At 60.9% G+C, this 18,013-nt stretch carries 21 protein-coding genes; 10 read left to right on the forward strand and 11 right to left on the reverse strand.

From position 1 onward, the window contains the following. Positions 1-16: 16 nt before the first annotated feature. Positions 17-1,363 carry an NCS2 family permease gene (locus ASE80_RS23975; protein ID WP_056861109.1) on the reverse strand — a complete coding sequence of 449 codons (1,347 nt, stop codon included), beginning with the start codon at positions 1,361-1,363 and terminating at the stop codon, positions 17-19. Positions 1,364-1,752: 389 nt separating this feature from the next. Beyond that, complete coding sequence (locus tag ASE80_RS23980) at positions 1,753-2,187, reverse strand: MarR family winged helix-turn-helix transcriptional regulator (protein ID WP_056861110.1); 435 nt, start codon at positions 2,185-2,187, stop codon at positions 1,753-1,755. Positions 2,188-2,268: 81 nt separating this feature from the next. Here ASE80_RS23980 and ASE80_RS23985 point away from each other — a divergent pair, with 81 nt between their 5' ends. Together ASE80_RS23985 and ASE80_RS23990 are read left to right on the forward strand one after the other, a co-directional pair. Continuing rightward, positions 2,269-3,435 carry an aminotransferase-like domain-containing protein gene (locus tag ASE80_RS23985; protein WP_056861111.1) on the forward strand — a complete coding sequence of 389 codons (1,167 nt, stop codon included), beginning with the start codon at positions 2,269-2,271 and terminating at the stop codon, positions 3,433-3,435. Between the two features lie 10 nt (positions 3,436-3,445). Beyond that, complete coding sequence (locus ASE80_RS23990; RefSeq protein WP_056861112.1) at positions 3,446-4,048, forward strand: glutathione S-transferase family protein; 603 nt, start codon at positions 3,446-3,448, stop codon at positions 4,046-4,048. Between the two features lie 69 nt (positions 4,049-4,117). Here ASE80_RS23990 and ASE80_RS23995 read toward each other — a convergent pair whose 3' ends face one another. Then, positions 4,118-5,008, reverse strand: coding sequence for a LysR family transcriptional regulator (locus ASE80_RS23995; protein WP_056861113.1), 891 nt, complete (start codon positions 5,006-5,008; stop codon positions 4,118-4,120). A 111-nt stretch (positions 5,009-5,119) separates the two neighbouring features. Between ASE80_RS23995 and ASE80_RS24000 the strand changes: the two genes are divergently transcribed. The 3 genes from ASE80_RS24000 to ASE80_RS24010 are packed head-to-tail and all read left to right on the forward strand — an operon-like array spanning position 5,120 to position 8,047. Further along, positions 5,120-6,412, forward strand: a complete 1,293-nt coding sequence (locus ASE80_RS24000; protein ID WP_056861114.1) for a CitMHS family transporter — start codon at positions 5,120-5,122, stop codon at positions 6,410-6,412. 1 nt (position 6,413) lies between these two features. Beyond that, positions 6,414-7,736 carry an acyclic terpene utilization AtuA family protein gene (locus ASE80_RS24005; protein ID WP_056861115.1) on the forward strand — a complete coding sequence of 441 codons (1,323 nt, stop codon included), beginning with the start codon at positions 6,414-6,416 and terminating at the stop codon, positions 7,734-7,736. After that, entirely contained in the window at positions 7,733-8,047 is a 315-nt protein-coding gene (locus tag ASE80_RS24010; RefSeq protein ID WP_056861116.1) for an AtuA-related protein, read from the forward strand. Before ASE80_RS24005 ends, ASE80_RS24010 begins: the two co-directional genes overlap by 4 nt. Before the next feature lie 140 nt (positions 8,048-8,187). Here ASE80_RS24010 and ASE80_RS24015 read toward each other — a convergent pair whose 3' ends face one another. The 5 genes from ASE80_RS24015 to ASE80_RS24035 form a co-directional block, all read right to left on the reverse strand. Continuing rightward, a complete protein-coding gene (locus tag ASE80_RS24015; protein ID WP_056861117.1) occupies positions 8,188-8,559 on the reverse strand; it encodes a glutathione S-transferase N-terminal domain-containing protein in 372 nt (123 codons plus the stop codon). A 101-nt stretch (positions 8,560-8,660) separates the two neighbouring features. Beyond that, complete coding sequence (gene folE, locus ASE80_RS24020) at positions 8,661-9,206, reverse strand: GTP cyclohydrolase I FolE (RefSeq protein WP_003442011.1); 546 nt, start codon at positions 9,204-9,206, stop codon at positions 8,661-8,663. 78 nt (positions 9,207-9,284) lie between these two features. Continuing rightward, positions 9,285-9,842 carry a Smr/MutS family protein gene (locus tag ASE80_RS24025; protein WP_017137833.1) on the reverse strand — a complete coding sequence of 186 codons (558 nt, stop codon included), beginning with the start codon at positions 9,840-9,842 and terminating at the stop codon, positions 9,285-9,287. Positions 9,843-9,917: 75 nt separating this feature from the next. Further along, on the reverse strand, positions 9,918-10,238 hold the full coding sequence (locus ASE80_RS24030; protein ID WP_056861118.1) for a hypothetical protein: 321 nt from the start codon (positions 10,236-10,238) through the stop codon (positions 9,918-9,920). Between the two features lie 136 nt (positions 10,239-10,374). Further along, the gene (locus ASE80_RS24035) at positions 10,375-10,965 is read right to left on the reverse strand and encodes a cysteine hydrolase family protein (RefSeq protein WP_056861119.1); all 591 of its coding nucleotides are present in this window, start codon (positions 10,963-10,965) and stop codon (positions 10,375-10,377) included. Between the two features lie 240 nt (positions 10,966-11,205). Here ASE80_RS24035 and prmB point away from each other — a divergent pair, with 240 nt between their 5' ends. Further along, positions 11,206-12,114 carry a 50S ribosomal protein L3 N(5)-glutamine methyltransferase gene (gene prmB, locus ASE80_RS24040; RefSeq protein WP_056861120.1) on the forward strand — a complete coding sequence of 303 codons (909 nt, stop codon included), beginning with the start codon at positions 11,206-11,208 and terminating at the stop codon, positions 12,112-12,114. Between the two features lie 77 nt (positions 12,115-12,191). Here prmB and ASE80_RS24045 read toward each other — a convergent pair whose 3' ends face one another. Together ASE80_RS24045 and ASE80_RS24050 are read right to left on the reverse strand one after the other, a co-directional pair. After that, positions 12,192-12,998: a hypothetical protein gene (locus ASE80_RS24045; RefSeq protein ID WP_056861121.1), complete on the reverse strand. Its 807-nt coding sequence runs from the start codon at positions 12,996-12,998 to the stop codon at positions 12,192-12,194. A 99-nt stretch (positions 12,999-13,097) separates the two neighbouring features. After that, the gene (locus tag ASE80_RS24050) at positions 13,098-14,060 is read right to left on the reverse strand and encodes an alpha/beta hydrolase (RefSeq protein WP_056861122.1); all 963 of its coding nucleotides are present in this window, start codon (positions 14,058-14,060) and stop codon (positions 13,098-13,100) included. A gap of 143 nt (positions 14,061-14,203) precedes the next feature. Between ASE80_RS24050 and aroC the strand changes: the two genes are divergently transcribed. From aroC to ASE80_RS24070, 4 genes are all read left to right on the forward strand, one after another. Beyond that, positions 14,204-15,295: a chorismate synthase gene (aroC, locus tag ASE80_RS24055; RefSeq protein ID WP_056861123.1), complete on the forward strand. Its 1,092-nt coding sequence runs from the start codon at positions 14,204-14,206 to the stop codon at positions 15,293-15,295. Between the two features lie 10 nt (positions 15,296-15,305). Further along, a complete protein-coding gene (locus ASE80_RS24060; protein WP_056861124.1) occupies positions 15,306-16,466 on the forward strand; it encodes an MFS transporter in 1,161 nt (386 codons plus the stop codon). Beyond that, positions 16,463-16,993 carry an acireductone dioxygenase gene (locus ASE80_RS24065; RefSeq protein WP_056861125.1) on the forward strand — a complete coding sequence of 177 codons (531 nt, stop codon included), beginning with the start codon at positions 16,463-16,465 and terminating at the stop codon, positions 16,991-16,993. The genes ASE80_RS24060 and ASE80_RS24065 overlap by 4 nt, the downstream gene beginning before the upstream one ends. A 208-nt stretch (positions 16,994-17,201) precedes the next feature. Further along, positions 17,202-17,471: a response regulator transcription factor gene (locus ASE80_RS24070; RefSeq protein WP_017137824.1), complete on the forward strand. Its 270-nt coding sequence runs from the start codon at positions 17,202-17,204 to the stop codon at positions 17,469-17,471. Between the two features lie 62 nt (positions 17,472-17,533). Here ASE80_RS24070 and ASE80_RS24075 read toward each other — a convergent pair whose 3' ends face one another. After that, entirely contained in the window at positions 17,534-17,812 is a 279-nt protein-coding gene (locus ASE80_RS24075) for a DUF3509 domain-containing protein (protein ID WP_016970113.1), read from the reverse strand. Positions 17,813-18,013 lie beyond the last annotated feature (201 nt).

Genomic DNA, 18,013 nt, shown 5'->3' on the forward strand with positions numbered 1-18,013 from the left:
TTCAGCCGTTCCCGTACTACAGGAAAATGAACTTGGCGATAAAGATCGCGCACAGCACCCACAGGCTGACAGAAATCTCACGGTACTTGCCGGTGCCGGCCTTGAGCGCCACGTATGTGATAAAGCCCAGGGCGATGCCGTCGGCCACCGAAAACGTCAGCGGCATCATGATCGCGGTAACAATCGCCGGAATGCTGTCGGTGGCCTCATCCCAATCGATATGCGCCATGCTCGCCATCATCAGCATCGCCACGTAAATCAGCGCACCGGCGGTGGCATACGCCGGAATCATCCCCGCCAGCGGCGCAAAAAACATCGCCGCCACAAACAGGACGCCCACGGTCACCGCCGTCAGCCCGGTGCGCCCCCCTGCGGCCACACCGGCAGCACTTTCCACATAGCTGGTCACCGGCGGCACACCGACCATGGCGCCAAATACGCTGGAGGCACTGTCGGCCTTCAGCGCGCGGGACAGGTTGTCGATCTTGCCATCGGCATTGACCAGCCCGGCCCGTTGCGCGACGCCCATCAGTGTACCTGCAGTGTCAAACATGTGTACAAAAAGAAAGGCGAATACCACGCTGATCATGCTGACATTGAACACACCTTTTATGTCCATGGCCATCCAGGTCGGTGCCAGGCTCGGTGGGGTGGAGAGAATGCCGTTGTAGTGCACCAGGCCCAGGCCCCAACCGGCGAGGGTCACGGCGATGATGCTGATCAGGATCGCGCCGAATACCCGGTGATAGCTGAGGATCGCGATCAACAGGAAGCACACAGCCGCCAGCAACGGCGCAGGTTCGTGCAACGAACCGAGCTTGATCAAGGTGGCCGGGCTGTCGACGATGATGCCGGCGGTCTTCAGGCCGATCACCCCGAGGAACAAGCCGACGCCTGCGCCCATGGCATGACGCAGGCTCACGGGGATGCTGTTGAGCAGCCATTCACGCACGCGTGACAGCGTGAGGCCCATGAACAGCACGCCGGAAATAAACACTGCGCCCAGCGCGGTTTCCCAGTGGTAGCCCATGGTGCCGACCACGGTGTAGGTGAAAAACGCATTCAGGCCCATGCCCGGCGCCAGGCCCACCGGCCAGTTGGCGTACAGCCCCATCAGCAGGCAGCCCAGCGCGGCGGCGATGCAGGTGGCGACAAACGCCGCACCGTGATCGATACCGGCGTCGGCCATGATGTTGGGGTTGACGAAGATGATGTAGGCCATGGTGATGAAGGTGGTGAGGCCGGCAATCAGTTCGGTTCTCACTGTGGTGCCATGCAAGCGCAGTTTGAACAGGCGTTCCAGCCAGCCGCCTTGCGGTGGGGCGAGGTCCAGCGTGGGGGCTTCGGTTTTTTGGCTATCCACAGCAAGTACTCCTCAAGAGTTTTATTGTTATTTCCAGCGCCGGTCACAGAGGTGGGCAGCAGCGCTTTGAGGTACTGGCGGGTTTTGTTGACCAGTAGGTCAGGAACTCGCACGAAGCGAATTATGCTTTTGTATACAAATAAAGCAAATAATGTTTTCGATTTTGTCGGCGGAAGGGGATGAAAGGCGGATGAGGGGGCGTTTCTTCGGCTTGTTGTGGCGAGCAAGGCTTGTTGTGGCGAGCAGGCTTGCCCTGCGTTGGGGCGCGAAGCGGCCCTGAAACAGTCACCGCGGGGCTTCAGCTAGAGATCATCGGCAGGTTTTGGGGCCGCTACGCAGCCCAACGCAGGGCAAGCCTGCTCGCCACAACAAGCTCGCTCGGCATAGGGTTAAGGCTGGCCGGCGAGGGCCTGATTCACCGCCAACCATCCAGCCACGGCCTCTTCGCCAGCCTCACTGAACGCACGCTGCAACAACTTCACCTGCTCGCGGCGCAGTGACTGCTCAAAACGCAGGCCTTCTTCAGTCAGTTCCAACAGGCGTTTGCGCTTGTCGGCCTCGGACGCAACGCTGTCAACCAGATGCATTTCCTGCAATTGGCGCAGCGGCATGTTCAGCGCCTGCTTGCTCACCCCAAGCAACTCCAGCAGCTGCTTCACGCTCAAGGCCGGGTAACGCGCGATAAAAAACACGATGCGCTGATGCACACGGCTCAGGCCTCGGCGCTCGAGCATTTCGTCGGCCTTGGCGGTAAACGCCTGGTAGCCGAAGAAGAAGGCTTCCATGGCTTGTTGCTGGCTGCTCTGGTTTTTAAGGTCAAGCATATTGACGTATCCACGCGAGTCGTCGTAATTTCGGTCAACCAGTTTGACGTATTTGCCCCCGACTTCGCTACCGGTGACCCTATGGCCTTCTCTGAACGTGTTACGCGCCTCAAAAGCTCCTTGATCCGTGAAATCCTCGCGGCAGCTCAGCGCCCGAACGTGATGTCGTTCGCCGGTGGCTTGCCGGCCGAAGCCATGTTGCCGGCCCTGAATTGGGATGACCTGCCACTGAACATCGGCCAATACGGCATGAGCGAAGGCGAGCCGCAACTGCGTGAACTGCTCGCCGCCGAGGCCCAAGCCCTGGGCGTGCCATGCCAGGCCAGCCAGGTGCTGGTGGTCAGCGGCTCCCAGCAAACCCTCGACCTGGCAGCCAAGCTGTACATCGACAAGGGCACTCAAGTCATGCTGGAAGGCCCGACCTACCTGGCCGCCTTGCAGATTTTCCAACTGTTCGGCGCCGATTGCCTCACCGTGCAACTGGAGGCCGACGGCCCGAACCTGGCCGCCCTGCGCGCCAGCCTCGAACGCCATCGCCCGGCGTTCATCTACCTCATCCCGACCTTCCAGAACCCTTCGGCCGTGCGCTACAGCGAAGCCAAGCGCGCAGCCGTGGCCGCCTTGCTCGATGAATTCGGCGTAACCCTGATCGAAGACGAGCCCTACCGCGAGCTGACATTCGACGGCGCCAGTGCCCAGCCGATCGCCGGGCGCTTGAAAAAAGCCAGCTGGATCTACACCGGCACCGTCTCCAAGACCCTGTTGCCGGGGTTGCGCGTCGGTTACCTGATCGCCAGCGAGGATTTGTTCCCGCACCTGCTCAAGCTCAAGCAATCGGCCGACCTGCACACCAATCGCATTGGCCAGTGGCAGGCCATGCAGTGGATCGGCACCGAGCAATACCAGCAGCATCTGGTGCAATTGCGCAGTTTTTACCGCGAGCGTCGCGATGCATTCCAGTCGGCGCTGGAGCGCCACTTTGGCGACCTGGCCGACTGGCAAGTGCCTCAAGGTGGATTATTCTTCTGGCTGACCTTGAAACAACCGCTCGACACCCGCACCTTGTTGGCGCAAGCATTGGCTCAGGACGTGGCGTTCATGCCCGGTGAGCCGTTCTTTTCCGAGCCCGACCAACACCTGGGCTCGTTGCGCCTCAATTTCAGCCATATCGACCCGGCCCGCCTGGACGAAGGTCTTAAGCGCCTGGCCGCGGTAGTCCGTCAAGCACAGCACGCGCAAGCGGCATAAGGGGAGCCCCATGTACAAGGTTTATGGCGATTACAAGTCGGGCAACTGCTACAAGGTCAAATTGATGCTCAACCTGCTGGGCATCCCGTACCAGTGGATCGATGTCGACATCCTCAAGGGCGACACCCAGACCGCCGAGTTCCTGGCCAAGAACCCGAATGGCAAGATCCCGGTGCTGGAACTTGAAGACGGCACCTGCCTGTGGGAGTCCAACGCGATTCTCAACTTCCTGGCCGATGGCAGCGAGTTTTTGCCGGCCGAGCCACGCCTGCGCACGCAAGTGCTGCAATGGCAGTTTTTCGAGCAGTACAGCCACGAACCGTATATTGCGGTGGCGCGGTTTATCCAGTTTTACCTGGGCTTGCCCGCAGACCGTCTTGAGGAATACAAGAAGCTGCACAAAGGTGGCTACAAGGCGCTCAAAGTCATGGAGCGCCAACTGCAATTGACCCCGTATCTGGTGGGTGACCAATTCTCCATCGCCGATGTGGCGTTGTATGCCTATACCCATGTGGCCCAGGAGGGTGGTTTTGAGCTGGACGCTTATCCGGGCGTGCAGGCGTGGCTGGCGCGGGTGGCGAGCCATCCTAAACATGTAGCGATGCTGGATTGAGTTTACGCGGTCAAAAATGTGGGAGCTGGCTTGTGTGGGAGCTGGCTCCCACAGTGTCCAGTTTCAGCTTTATGTTTTGCCAGAGAGTTCATCATTTAATAATTCAAAGCAACGCTGCGCCGCCGGGCTGAGCCCCATCCCGCTGCGACTGATCAACCCGATCTCGCGGTTCACGCCGGGATGGTCAATATTGATGCGCTTCAACCCCGCCAAACTGTCCGCCGCCGACTCCGGCAGTACACTGATGCCCAACCCCTGGCGCACCAGCGCCAGCACCGTCGACATGTAGTTGGCTTCCATGCCGGCATTCATTGTCAGCCGCGTCTGATCAAACAACGCGTCCACCTGCTCACGCACACTGCTGTCGCGCCCGGTGAGGATGATTGGTTGGTCCGCCAATTGCTCCAGGGTCAGCCGCCGATGGTGGGCGAGGGGATGGCCGAGCGGCACAAACGCACACAACCGATCATTGAGCACCGGCAAAAACTCCAGGCCGTGGCTCAGCCGGGCACGCACGCCGATGCCGAAATCCACCACGCCTTCACGCACCTGTGCATGAATACGATGGGCCACCAGGTCATGCAATCGCACTTCGATGCCGGCAAAACGCTCGCGAAACAGGCGCAAAGCTGGCGGCAGGGCGCCGGCGCACACCGAGGGCAGCGCGGCGATGCTGACCACGCCACGGCGCAGGGCGGCGAGGTCACGGGAGCCGGTGACGATGTTGTCCAGGTCCAGCAGCAGTTTTTCCATGGGGCCGCGCGCGTCTTCGCCTGCGGCGGTGATGCTTACGTGGCGCGGGCTGCGATCGAGCAGCGCAACGCCGAGCCAGTCTTCGAGTTGTTGCACCTGTACCGTCAAGGCTGAGGGCGACAAGTGCAACTCATTGGCGGCCTTGGTGAAACTGCCGGTGCGGGCTACGGCGAGAAAGGCTTGTATGTGTTGGATGCTGTTCTTCATTTTGTTTTTCCGAACGTGCCAGGCCGAATATTCCAATTTACAAAGACTAACCCGCTTCCAATACTCCAGGGAAAACAATAACCGGCCACCAAGGCCGCTCTGGAGTAACCCATGCTCGCTACCCTGGGTGTCATTACCATCCTGTGCCTGCTCGCTGCCGTCATGAGCAAACGCCTGTCGCCGCTGGTGGCGTTGATCGCCTTGCCGATCATTGCTGCATTGCTCGGCGGTTTCGGCCTGCAAACCAGCGCCTTTATCATTACCGGAATCAAAAACGTCGCCCCGGTGGTGGGCATGTTTGTGTTCGCGATTCTGTTTTTCGGGATCATGACCGACGCCGGCATGCTCGACCCCATCATTGATCGCATCCTGCGTACCGTCGGCACGCGTCCTACGCGGATTGTGGTCGGCACCGCGACCCTCGCGCTGCTGGTGCACCTGGACGGCTCCGGCGCGGTGACGTTTCTGGTGACGGTGCCGGCAATGCTGCCGCTGTATACGCGGCTGGGCATCGACAAGCGCATCCTTGCGTGTGTCTGTGCCATGGCCGCCGGGGTCAATTTCCTGCCGTGGACCGGCCCGGTGCTGCGCTCGTCGGCGGCCTTGCATGTGCCGGTGGCCGACCTGTTCCAGCCGCTGATTCCGGTGCAGATCGTCGGCCTGATCTTCGTGTTTGCCTGCGCCTGGTGGCTGGGCCGTCGTGAAGAAAAACGCCTGGGCCTGGGCGCCGGTTCCTCGGTGGAGGCGGTGCCGCAACGGGTGCTCAGCGACGACGACATCAAGCTGCGGCGCCCACGGCTGTTCTGGGTCAACCTGTTGCTGACCGTGCTCGTGATGGTGGTGATGATTGCCGGCTGGGTCGACCCGGTGGTGATGTTCATGCTCGGCACCGTGGTGGCGCTGTGCATCAACTACCCGAATGTGGACGCCCAACGCGCGCGCATCGATGCCCATGCGAAAACTGCCCTGACCATGGCCAGTATCCTGCTCGCCGCTGGCGTGTTCACCGGCATCATGCAAGGCACCGGCATGCTCAAGGCGATTGCCGAGGTGGCGGTGGCGCAGATTCCCGCCGGCCATGGCAAGTTGATCCCGGCGGTGGTGGGCTTTATTTCCATGCCGTTGAGCATGTTGTTTGACCCCGATTCCTACTATTTCGGCGTGATGCCGGTGATCGCCGAGGTCGGCAAAGCCCTGGGCGTCGACCCGCTGCAAGTGGCCCAGGCCTCGTTGCTGGGCGTACACACCACCGGTTTCCCGGTCAGCCCGCTGACGCCTGCGACCTTCCTGCTGGTGGGCCTGTGCAAGATCGAACTGGCCGATCACCAGCGCTTCACTATTCCGTTTCTGTTTGCTGCGTCGGTGTTGATGACCCTGACCGCATTGCTCCTGGGAGTGATTTGAGATGAAAACCTTGCGCATCGGCTCCGGCGCCGGCTACTCCGGCGATCGTATCGAGCCTGCCGTGGAACTGGCCGAACAGGGCGACCTGGATTACCTGGTGTTCGAATGCCTCGCTGAACGCACCATTGCCCTGGCGCAACAGGCGCGTATCAGCGACCCGCAGGGCGGTTACGACCCACTGCTGAGCGAGCGTATGCGCCGCGTGTTGCCGTTTGTTGGTTTAAAAGGCGGCCGTCGCCTGCGGGTGATTACCAATATGGGCGCGGCCAATCCGGTGGCGGCGGCCGTTGAAGTGCGGCGCATTGCCAACGAGTTGGGCCAGGGCCTCAAGGTCGTGGCGGTGGTGGGCGATGACGTGCTGGATGTTTTACCGCCCGAACAACGCCTGGATAACGGCCAGACTGTCGGCTCTTTGGGCGCACGGTTGATATCCGCGAACGCCTACCTGGGCGTCGACGGCATCCTTGAAGCCTTGCGCGCCGATGCCGATGTGGTGATCACCGGGCGCGTGGCCGACCCGTCGCTGTTTTTGGCGCCGCAGATGTTTGAGTTCGGCTGGGCTGCGGACGACTGGCAGCGCCTGGGGCGCGGCACGTTGGTCGGGCATTTGCTGGAATGCGCGGGGCAGGTCAGCGGTGGTTATTTTGCCGATCCCGGCTTCAAGGATGTGGATGACCTGGCACGCCTGGGTTTCCCGTTGGCCGAAATCGATGCCGATGGCGAAGCTGTGATCACCAAGGTGGCAGGTACGGGCGGGCGGGTCAGCCGTGCGACGTGCACCGAGCAGATGATCTACGAAGTGCACGACCCGGCGGCTTATCTCACGCCGGACGTGACGGCGGACTTTTCCCACGTGAGCTTTGTGGAGGAGGGCGTGGATAGGGTCAGTGCCCGAGGCGCCGATGGCCGGGCGCGGCCTGAACAGTTGAAGGTCAGCGTGGGTTACCTGGACGGATGGATCGGTGAAGGGCAGATGTCCTACGGCGGCCCGGGCGCTGTCGCACGGGCTGAGTTGGCGCGGGATATCGTACTCAAGCGCCTGGCACTCATGGGTGTGAAGATGCAAGACCTGCGCGCCGAGCTGATTGGCATGGACTCCTTGCACGGCCCCCGCAGCAACGTCGAACCCTGGGAAGTGCGCCTGCGCGTGGCCGCTCGGTGTGAGGAGCGCAGCGAAGCGGTGCGGGTTGGCAATGAAGTGGAAACCCTCTACACCAATGGTCCGTCGGGCGGCGGCGGGGCGAGTAAAAGCGTGCGCCAGGTGGTGGCGGTGGCCTCCTTGCTGCTGCCGCGTAGCGCGGTCAACCCGAGGATCGAAGCATGAAACTGCACACACTGGCCCATTCCCGTACCGGCGATAAGGGCGACACCTCGAACATCTCGATCATCGCCTACCGCACAGAGGATTATCCGCTGCTGTGCGAGCAGCTCACGCCCGAGCGCGTCGCTGAGTTTTTTGCCGGCTTGCGTGAGCCGGATGCGGCGCCTGTGCGACGTTATGAATTGCCCAACGTGCAGGCGCTGAACTTCGTGCTGCCGGGGATCCTGCGCGGCGGCGTGACCCGCTCGCTGGCGCTGGACGCCCACGGCAAGTGCCTGGGCTCGGCCTTATTGGATCTGGTAATACTGACTTAATTACACAGCCAAACAAATGTGGGAGCTGGCTTGCCTGCGATAGCATCAACTCGGTCTACCTGAATCACCGAGGTGCCTGCATCGCAGGCAAGCCAGCTCCCACACAAGCCAGCACACCCACATTGGATTTCCTATCGCCTTCAGACCGCTGCAAACCGCTTGTCCAGATAATCAATGATCACCTTGGAGTCATACATCCAGGTGGTCTGGCCATTCTCTTCAATACGCAGGCACGGCACTTTGATCTTGCCGCCTTGCTCCAGCAGGGTCTGGCGGTCCTGTGCATTGTTTTTCGCGTCCTTGAGCGCCACCGGCACATTCAGGCGGTGCAGGGTGCGGCGAGTTTTCACGCAAAACGGGCAGGCGTGGAACTGGTACAGCGTCAGTTCCTTGGCCGCCGCATTCACCTGAGCCTGTTGCTCGGCGGAACGCTGCTTTTTGCGCGGGCGAGTCAGGAAGTCGCCCGCGATGATGATTTGGCCGAGACCCACTCGAAGTGCTTTGACGAACATGGCTGATACCTCTTGCCCATGAAGAAGGGGCCGCAGCTTACCTGAATTTCGCAGGCGAAAAAAAACCGGCGATGAACGCCGGCTTTTCCTTACACAGCCTGTTACTTGATCAGGCTGAGGAATTCGCTGCGGGTGGCCGCGTTTTCGCGGAACTCACCCAGCATCACCGAAGTGATCATCGACGAATTCTGTTTCTCCACACCGCGCATCATCATGCACATGTGCTTGGCTTCGATCACCACCGCCACGCCCAGGGCGCCGGTCACTTGCATCACCGCGTCGGCGATCTGGCGGCTGAGGTTTTCCTGGATCTGCAGGCGGCGCGCATACATGTCGACAATCCGCGCGACCTTCGACAGGCCCAGCACCTTGCCGCTCGGGATATACGCCACATGCGCCTTGCCGATAAACGGCAGCAGGTGGTGCTCGCACAGCGAGTACAACTCGATGTCCTTGACCAGCACCATTTCGCTGTTGTCGGAGCTGAACAAGGCACCGTTGGTGACTTCTTCCAGCGTCTGTTCATAGCCGCGGCAAAGGTACTGCATCGCCTTGGCGGCACGCTTTGGCGTGTCGAGCAGGCCCTCGCGGGAAACGTCCTCGCCGAGCTGGCCGAGGATCGCCGTGTAATTCTGTTCCAGGGACATGAAACTACCTGTGGGATTTTCGCAAAGCGCAAGGTTACGGTGGCGGACACATCGCTGCAAGCCTGACGATGGCACTTGTTACTCGTCGCGCCCTTCCATCATGGTGCGCTTGAGCATCACATACACCGCACCGGCGCCGCCGTGGCGGGCCTGGCAGGAGGTAAAGCCGAGTACCTGGGCATGCTGGCGCAGCCAGGTGTTGACGTGGCTCTTGATCATGGGGCGCTTGCCGTCCAGGCGCACGGCCTTGCCGTGGGTGACGCGCACGCAGCGGATTTCGAATTTGGTCGCTTCGGCCAGGAAGGCCCAGAGGGTTTCGCGGGCTTTTTCCACGTTCATGCCGTGCAGGTCGAGGCTGCCTTCGAACGGAATCTGGCCGATCTTGAGCTTGCGCATCTGGCTTTCCTGCACGCCGTCGCGGGCCCACATCAGCTCATCTTCCGGGCCTACATCGATCACGAACTGGTCCGACAGGCCGTCCACGGTGGTGGCGTCGGTGCGCACGGTCGCGGCCTGGCGCAGCTTGGCGATCTGCGCCCGGTCGGCCTTGGGTTTGCCGGTGTCGGCACGATCGTGCTTGATCGGCTTGACGCCGCGCAGCTCGTTTTTGAACAGGGAAAAATCGTCGTCTTGCATGTCAGCCTCCGCGAAGGGCGGGCAGTTTACCTAAATCGCGGCGGCCAGGGCGCAGGAAACGCTATCCAAGCGCCATCAGTCGTGCTTTTTCATCAAGTGCGAAGCGATGTTCAGTGACAGCGGCTGACGCATTTTCCGACGGCTGCGACGCCATAACCACACGCCCAACCACAGCACCAGCAACCCGATTACCAACAGGATAGCCGAGCCACCGGGGCTGGCATTCAACTCGCCAAGGGCCGGCGAATGACCAAACAGGCCGGCGCCACCAGCGCCGGCCAACAGCAAACCTACAATGGCCAGCAACGCGGCAAAGCCGGCTACCAGGCGCAGACGCCAATTGCTCGGGCCCTTGGGGCGCAAGCGACGAGCGTCAAAACCATCGGATATCTTCATTCCGACCTTTCCTCCAGGGTATCGGCCCTTCGACCGGAAGATACACAGGTTGTTCCGACAGCAGCGGTAAATGCGCCAAATGAGCGGGCTTTGCGGATGAGCGGGGCAATAAATACGCCGCTCATCTCAAGGGCGATCAGATCAGATCTTTGGTCAGCGCGAGGGTGGCGAAGTTGTCAGCCATGATGGCCATCTCGGTGTGCTGCACGTGCTCGGCGCTCAGGATGCCACTTTTGTAAGGCAGGTCACGGGTGGCGCAGGCGTCTTCCACCAGGGTGCAGCGAAAGCCCAGGTTCTTGGCGGCACGCACCGTGGTGCTGACGCTGGAGTGGCTCATGAAACCGCAGACGATCAAGTCCAGGGAGCCGAGGTCTTGCAGGTGTTTCTCCAGGCCCGTGCCGTGGAACGCGCTCGGCAGTAGTTTGCCGATAATGGTTTCATCGCCTTGGGGTTCCAGGCCAGGAATGAATTCACCGCGCTCGCCTTGCGGGTCGAACAGGCCACCGACGGTGCCAAGGTGACGCACATGCACGATCGGTCGCCCGGCGTTGCGTGCTGCCGCGACCAACTGCTTGATATTGTCGACCGCCGCGTCCATGCCGGACAGCGCGAGCGGGCCGCTGAGGTATTCCTTCTGGGCGTCGATGATCACGAGGGTCGCATGGTTCAGGTTGGCTGCTGCGTAACCGCGACCGCTGAGTTGAAACATCGTCTTTGGAACGGACATTCTGGGGGCTCCTGTGAGTGGGGCTTTTGTCACATTGTCCACTGGCTGAGCGGTTCTGTGAATCGCTACCATCGTAAGGTACGCCGTTGTTGACGTGCAGCCATGTCAAGAGGTGGGCTTGTTTAGCGCAATGATGGCAATTTGAATGAAATCCGACGGATGGTGAAGGGGTTTCGTACATCGTCGGTACAGGCGAAGGCTGTTAGAATCGCCAGTCGTTTTTTCCAGGAGCTTGCCCCCGTGATTACCTCTCGCCTGCGCACGTTGCGCGACCACATCCGTTGGGCTGTCAGCCGTTTCCATGGGGAAGACCTGTTTTTCGGGCATGGCACCGACAACGCCTGGGACGAAGCCCGGCAATTGGTGCTCGGCGCCTTGCACCTGCCATGGGAAATTGCCGACAGCTACCTGGACTGCAATCTGGAAGAAGAGGAAGTCGCCCACGTGCAGCGCTTGCTGCACAAGCGTATCCATGAGCGTGTCCCTACTGCCTACCTGTTGAAGGAAGCCTGGTTCTGCGGCATGTCGTTTATCGTCGACGAGCGCGTGTTGATCCCGCGTTCACCGATTGGTGAGTTGATCGAAAACCGCTTCGAGCCGTGGCTGGCCCAACCGCCGGCGCGCATTCTCGACCTGTGCACCGGCTCCGGTTGCATCGGCATCGCCTGTGCCTATGAGTTCCAGGACGCTGAAGTGGTGCTGGGCGACTTGTCCTTCGAAGCGCTGGAAGTGGCTAACCAGAACATTGAGCGTCATGGTGTTGATGAGCGCGTCTACACCGTACAGGGCGACGGCTTCAATGGGCTGCCGGGCCAGCGTTTTGACCTGATCGTGTCTAACCCTCCGTATGTGGACGCCGAAGACTTCGCCGACATGCCTGACGAATACCAGCACGAACCGGAACTGGGCCTGGCCTGCGGCGACGATGGTTTGAACCTGGTGCGGCGCATGCTGGCCGAGGCCGCCGATCACTTGACCGAAAAGGGCTTGCTGATTGTCGAGGTCGGCAATAGTCAGGTGCACGTCGAAGCGCTGTACCCGGAAGTCGACTTTGCCTGGCTGGACTTCCAGCGCGGCGGGCACGGTGTGTTCATGCTGACGGCTGAGCAGTGCCGGGCACATCAGGCGGTGTTTGCGGCGCGGGTTTAACTTCATTCCACAATAGGAACGCGGTCAGTGTGGGAGCTGGCAAGCCAGCTCCCACATTTGGAATGCATTCCAACCTTTCAGCGGTGTGTGGCAATCCAGATCAACAACCCCGCCTGAAATACCGTAAACGCCACCAGGCAGGTAATGGTAAAGCGCAGCCCACTGTCCTCGCGCTTGAACTTGGTGACCTTTTCCTCTTCCTTGCGCAGCTTCACTTCCTGCTCGGCCAGGTTCTGCTCGGCCTGCTGCAGCATCTGCGCCGCCTCGAGGATTTCTACGTACTGCACCTTCTCGGTGTTCCAGCTGTCCAGCACTTCGCTGACTTTGCCCGGTTGCACATTGCCTTTGAGGTGCTGCACATCGGCGTAGGCCACGTCAAAACCCTGGATGCGCAGGAAGTGATCGCGGCGCAGGCGCGTGGCTTCGTTGAGTGCATCCTTGTTGGCGAGGTCCACGCCGTCGACGCGGTAATGTGACCACTTCTTTTTTGCCCACGCGGCGCCCTGTGCGACCAGAAAACGTCCCAGGCCGCGGTTGGCCGGTTCGATTTCCAGGCTGTTGCCCGGGCCGAAGTGCACACGGTGCGTTTCGTGGTCGACCCAGATATCCAGGTGATTCTGCTCGCGACGCACACGCTGGCCCGGCAGCTGGATCACCATGCGCAACAGGCTGTGCTTCTTGTCATGGCGCTCGGTATAGCCGAACTGCACAAACCGCAGCGGCCGTGCGCCGGTGGCGCGATCGGTGGCCAGAGGCGCGAGGCGCAGCATCTTGAAGTGTTCGGCCTGGACGTCCGCCCACGGCAGTGGTGCGGCCTCGACAGCCTCGGTTTTTTCAGCCGGGTTGTCGGCAGTAGAGTCGGGTGTTGCTTCGGTGGTTGTCATGCGGCGCGATCCTGTCCAAGCCCTGCGAGTCGACAGTCTTTTTACTGTCGACTCTGGGCTTATCGGCCGTTTTATTCAGGACTGGAGGCAAATAGTCGCTTAACGGGGTTGAAGTCCGTCGATAAAGCGCACGATACGTTGGCCCAGCTCGGCGGCGAGGGGCAGTCTCGGGTCGTTGTATGACTCCAGCTGTTCCTTCACGCCCTTGGGTACGATGCGCATCACGTGGTTCATGCCTTGAATCACGGCCAACTGTGCGTCCGGCTTGGCCGCTTGCAACTGCTGGGCATCCGCCACGCCGACCTGGATATCGTTGGTGCCCTGGATAATCAACGCCGGCATCGTCAGTTTGGCGAAGGCCGCCGACGGGTCGGCGCGAAACAGGCTGATCAGGTAAGGCTGCACGCTGGGGCGGAAGATCCCTTCGAGCGGGCGCGGCACATCCGCGTCCACCTGGCCGGCCTTGAGGTGGTCGAGTATTTCATTACTGCGCAGCAACAGGGCCGGCGGCAGGTGATCGGCCAGTTGCTGGCGGATCACCTGATCCACCGGCCGGGCGCTGCCGGACAGCGAAATAACCCCGGCCGGATCGAGTTGCGGCGCGGCCAGGGCGGCCACCAGCGCACCTTCGCTATGGCCCAGCACGATCAACTGGCCCATGCGGCTGTCGGCCTTGAGCAGCTTGCCCCAGGCCACGGCATCGGCCACATAGGCATCCAGGCTGAGGTTGCGTTCGTCGGGGGTGGCGGCCAGGCTCGCGGCCACGCCGCGTTTGTCGTAGCGCACACTGGCGATGTTGTTGCGCGCCAGCACCCAGGCCAGGCGCTTGAGGCTGTCGTTACGCGCGCCATCGGCGCTGTTGCCGTTGCGATCGGTTGGGCCGGAGCCGGCGATGATCAGCACCACGGGCACGGGTTTGTCGGATTTGGGCAGCAGGAGCGATCCAAACAACTCGCCGCTGCCGGTGTCCAGGCTGATCGGCCGTTGCAGCACAACAGGGGAGGCGGCGAAGCCAAGGCTGGAAAACAGGGTAAGGGTCAAAAGCAAAACTCGCAGCATCATCGCGCCATCATCAGGAAGGTGCCGGTTGGACCAACGTCTACCGGTAAGGTTTCGAGGATGAACTAGTCGGTTAGCCTGCGTATACTGGCCGCCTTAAGTTATTACGGTTGAGTTGATTCAACTGATTTCACGGAGCGCCCTGCATGTCCGGCAATACCTTCGGCAAGCTGTTCACTGTCACCACCGCGGGCGAAAGCCATGGCCCGGCGTTGGTCGCCATTGTCGACGGCTGCCCGCCAGGCCTCGAGTTGTCTCTGGAAGACCTGCAGCGTGACCTCGACCGCCGCAAGCCCGGCACCAGCCGCCACACCACCCAGCGCCAGGAGCCCGACGAAGTCGAGATCCTCTCCGGCGTGTTCGAAGGCCGCACCACCGGCTGCGCCATCGGCCTGTTGATTCGCAACACCGACCAGAAGTCCAAGGACTACTCGGCGATCAAGGACCTGTTCCGCCCGGCCCACGCCGACTACACCTACCACCACAAATACGGTGAGCGCGACTACCGTGGCGGTGGCCGCAGCTCGGCGCGCGAAACCGCCATGCGCGTGGCCGCCGGTGCCATCGCCAAGAAATACCTGGCCACCCAGGGCATCGTGATCCGCGGCTACATGAGCCAGTTGGGCCCGATTGAGATCCCGTTCAAGACCTGGGACAGCGTCGACGATAACGCCTTCTTCAGCCCCGACCCGGACAAGGTGCCGGAACTGGAAGCCTACATGGACCAGTTGCGCCGCGATCAGGACTCGGTGGGTGCCAGGATCACCGTGGTCGCCGAAGGCGTCAAACCGGGTTTGGGCGAGCCGATCTTCGACCGCCTCGACGCCGAGCTGGCCCACGCGCTGATGAGCATCAATGCGGTCAAGGGCGTGGAAATCGGCGCCGGTTTCGCCTGTGTCGCCCAGCGTGGTACCGAGCATCGCGATGAGATGACCCCGCAAGGTTTCCTCAGCAACAACGCGGGCGGCATCCTCGGCGGTATTTCCTCCGGCCAGCCGATTGTTGCGCACCTGGCGCTCAAGGCCACGTCGAGCATCACCACGCCGGGGCGTTCGATCGATGTGCACGGCAACCCGGTGGACGTGATCACCAAGGGCCGCCACGACCCGTGCGTGGGCATCCGCGCTACACCGATTGCCGAGGCCATGATGGCCATCGTGTTGATGGACCACCTGTTGCGCCACCGTGGGCAAAATGCCGATGTGCAGGTGAGTACGCCGGTGTTGGGCCAGCTGTGACGGGCTGACCGTGACAGCCCTCCCATACTGGCGCCTCTCCAGCTTCTACCTCTTCTACTTCGCCCTGCTCGGGGCGACGGCGCCGTTCCTGGCGCTGTACTTCGACCACCTGGGGTTCTCCAGCGCGCGTATCGGCGAGCTGGTGGCCATCCCCATGCTGATGCGCTGCGTGGCGCCCAACCTGTGGGGCTGGCTCGGCGACTACACCGGCCGGCGCCTGGCTATCGTGCGTTTTGGCGCGGTGTGCACCCTGGCGAGTTTCTCGCTGATCTTCTTCAGCAAAACCTACGCCTGGCTGGCCCTGGTGATGGCGTTGCATGCGTTCTTCTGGCACGCGGTGTTGCCGCAGTTTGAAGTGATCACCCTGGCGCACTTGCAAAAGCAAACGGCGCGCTACAGCCAGATCCGCCTGTGGGGCTCCATCGGTTTTATCCTCACCGTGGTGATCATGGGTCGCCTGTTCGACGGGCTGAGCCTGGACATTTACCCGGTGGTGGTCGTGGTGATCATGGCCGGCATTATTGGCGCCAGCCTGTGGGTGCCGAACGCGCAGCCCGCCGTGCAGGGCAACCGCCTGGCCGGTGACGGTTTTCTCAAGCAATTGCGCAGCCCCGGCGTACTGGCGTTTTATGCCTGCGTGGCCTTGATGCAAATGAGCCATGGCCCGTATTACACCTTCCTGACCCTGCACCTTGAACATTTGGGTTATAGCCGTGGCGTGATCGGCATGCTGTGGGCGCTGGGCGTGGTCGCGGAGGTGCTGATGTTCCTGGCCATGAGCCGCATCCTCACGCGTTTTTCGGTGCGACGGGTACTGCTGGCCAGTTTTGTGTTGGCGGCTATCCGCTGGTTGCTGCTGGGGTCATTCGCCGAAATCTTCTGGGTATTGCTGCTGGCGCAGGTGCTGCATGCCGCCACGTTCGCCAGCTTTCATGCGGCCGCCATCGCTTTTGTGCAACGCAGCTTCGGCGCCAGACAACAAGGCCAGGGCCAGGCGCTGTATGCCGCGCTGGCCGGCACCGGGGGCGCATTGGGTGCTCTTTACGCCGGCTACAGCTGGAACCTGCTGGGCCCGACCCTGACCTTCAGCATCGCCAGCGTCGCCGCCCTGGCCGCCGCCATTATCATTGGCCTTCGATTGCAAGAACCGACTACAGGAACCGAGCAATGAGTTATGTCGCTGTTTACGCTGCCGCCACACCGGATACCCCGAACAAGGTCCTGACCCATTTCGACGATATCGTCTCGACGCTGGCCGACCACGGTGTGCGCTTTGTGCGCTGGCAGCCAGCGCCGATAGAGAAGGGCGCCAGCGACGCAGATATCATCGCCGCGTACCAACTGGAGATCGATGCCCTTGGCTACGCTGCCGTGGAGGTGCTTAGGGCAGCGGGCGATCCGGCACAGAACGTTGAACTGCGTGCGCAATTCCTCAGTGAACGCCGCTACAGCGAAGACGAAGTGCGTTTCTTCGTCGCAGGCCAGGGCCTGTTCAACCTGCACGTGGGCGACTACGTATATGCCGTGCGTTGTGAGAAAAATGACCTGCTGGTGATTCCGGCCGGCATGCCGCATTGGTTCGACATGGGCGAGAACCCGCACTTTGTCACCTTGCGTTTGTTCAACACCGCAGAAGGCTGTGAGCCTCAACTCACCGGCGATGTTATTGCCGATGGTTTCCCGGGCTTGGACGACTAAGCACAGATATTTAAATGTTCAACCCAGGCAAGTTGGAAGTTGTTGTGGGAATAAGCCTGATTATCTGTAGGGCGTAGCTGTTTCTGCTACGCACTGTGCTTTCAATCCATTCGTTATGTAACTCTCTGTGGACTCGATGTTTATATCACCTGTCAATAGCAGGAATCCGAAAGGTGATAGGGCATCCACTACAAAAGGAGAGAGCACAATGAGTGGCCCAGAACAGTCGTGTCGCACGCCGGTGGACGCGCCGATGACCGTTAGAAGACGTCTGAGCCTGGGCGGCAAGCCCCTCACCCCGACAGAGCTGGAAATTTTGCGCTGGGCCTCGGAAGGCAAGACCGTCTGGGAAATCAGTCAGATCCGGGCAACCTCTGAAGCCACGGTGAAATTCCATCTGCGCAATATCTACGGCAAGCTGGAAGTCACCAACCGCGTACAGGCGATGAATGAAGCCAGCCGGCAAGGCTTGTGCTGAAGCCACACAAAAAAGGGCCGCGACGCCTGTAAGCGTCGCGGCCCTTTTTGGTTATCGCTGGTTTATGCCGAGTGGTAGGTCGGCAAGGCAAAGCGATTCTGGCTTTGCAGCATCGAAATCTGTGGCAGTTCACTGGCTTGTTCGGCCAGGTCGCGGCGGATCGCGCTGATCACCCAGGTCAGTTGGTCAGCGGTGTGCAGCTGTTGATACGAGATCGAACGCTTGACCTGTTTGCCTTCGCTGTTGCGCAGGGTCAGCAGGATACCGCCGTCTGGACGTGGCTGAGTGGTGACGTCGTATTGGGAGAATACAGAAGCGAATTTATCTTGGATCAGGCTCATGTCTATCAGCTCCGTTGGCTCAAGTTGGCAAGCATGGAGAGATAGGTGCAGTGATTGTGCCAGTATTGGATATCTGAAAAAGTCGTTATAAATCAATCAGTTAAAAATTTTACAGATTTTCGGTTTCGTGCAATTTGCATGAATGGCCATCGTGCATCCTGCATTTTGCGTTATTCGCGCCAGCTGTTTCAGGTCAGCCTC

Source organism: Pseudomonas sp. Leaf15, from assembly GCF_001421425.1.
Taxonomy (GTDB): domain Bacteria; phylum Pseudomonadota; class Gammaproteobacteria; order Pseudomonadales; family Pseudomonadaceae; genus Aquipseudomonas; species Aquipseudomonas salomonii.

Excerpts from the sequence above, each read along its gene's own strand:
- ASE80_RS23980 (WP_056861110.1), bottom strand. The coding sequence starts at position 2,187 with ATGCTTGACCTTAAAAACCAGAGCAGCCAGCAACAAGCCATGGAAGCC.
- ASE80_RS23985 (WP_056861111.1), top strand. The coding sequence starts at position 2,269 with ATGGCCTTCTCTGAACGTGTTACGCGCCTCAAAAGCTCCTTGATCCGT.
- ASE80_RS23990 (WP_056861112.1), top strand. The coding sequence starts at position 3,446 with ATGTACAAGGTTTATGGCGATTACAAGTCGGGCAACTGCTACAAGGTC.
- ASE80_RS23995 (WP_056861113.1), bottom strand. The coding sequence starts at position 5,008 with ATGAAGAACAGCATCCAACACATACAAGCCTTTCTCGCCGTAGCCCGC.
- ASE80_RS24000 (WP_056861114.1), top strand. The coding sequence starts at position 5,120 with ATGCTCGCTACCCTGGGTGTCATTACCATCCTGTGCCTGCTCGCTGCC.
- ASE80_RS24005 (WP_056861115.1), top strand. The coding sequence starts at position 6,414 with ATGAAAACCTTGCGCATCGGCTCCGGCGCCGGCTACTCCGGCGATCGT.
- ASE80_RS24010 (WP_056861116.1), top strand. The coding sequence starts at position 7,733 with ATGAAACTGCACACACTGGCCCATTCCCGTACCGGCGATAAGGGCGAC.
- ASE80_RS24015 (WP_056861117.1), bottom strand. The coding sequence starts at position 8,559 with ATGTTCGTCAAAGCACTTCGAGTGGGTCTCGGCCAAATCATCATCGCG.
- folE (WP_003442011.1), bottom strand. The coding sequence starts at position 9,206 with ATGTCCCTGGAACAGAATTACACGGCGATCCTCGGCCAGCTCGGCGAG.
- ASE80_RS24025 (WP_017137833.1), bottom strand. The coding sequence starts at position 9,842 with ATGCAAGACGACGATTTTTCCCTGTTCAAAAACGAGCTGCGCGGCGTC.
- ASE80_RS24030 (WP_056861118.1), bottom strand. The coding sequence starts at position 10,238 with ATGAAGATATCCGATGGTTTTGACGCTCGTCGCTTGCGCCCCAAGGGC.
- ASE80_RS24035 (WP_056861119.1), bottom strand. The coding sequence starts at position 10,965 with ATGTCCGTTCCAAAGACGATGTTTCAACTCAGCGGTCGCGGTTACGCA.
- ASE80_RS24045 (WP_056861121.1), bottom strand. The coding sequence starts at position 12,998 with ATGACAACCACCGAAGCAACACCCGACTCTACTGCCGACAACCCGGCT.
- ASE80_RS24050 (WP_056861122.1), bottom strand. The coding sequence starts at position 14,060 with ATGATGCTGCGAGTTTTGCTTTTGACCCTTACCCTGTTTTCCAGCCTT.
- aroC (WP_056861123.1), top strand. The coding sequence starts at position 14,204 with ATGTCCGGCAATACCTTCGGCAAGCTGTTCACTGTCACCACCGCGGGC.
- ASE80_RS24065 (WP_056861125.1), top strand. The coding sequence starts at position 16,463 with ATGAGTTATGTCGCTGTTTACGCTGCCGCCACACCGGATACCCCGAAC.
- ASE80_RS24070 (WP_017137824.1), top strand. The coding sequence starts at position 17,202 with ATGAGTGGCCCAGAACAGTCGTGTCGCACGCCGGTGGACGCGCCGATG.
- ASE80_RS24075 (WP_016970113.1), bottom strand. The coding sequence starts at position 17,812 with ATGAGCCTGATCCAAGATAAATTCGCTTCTGTATTCTCCCAATACGAC.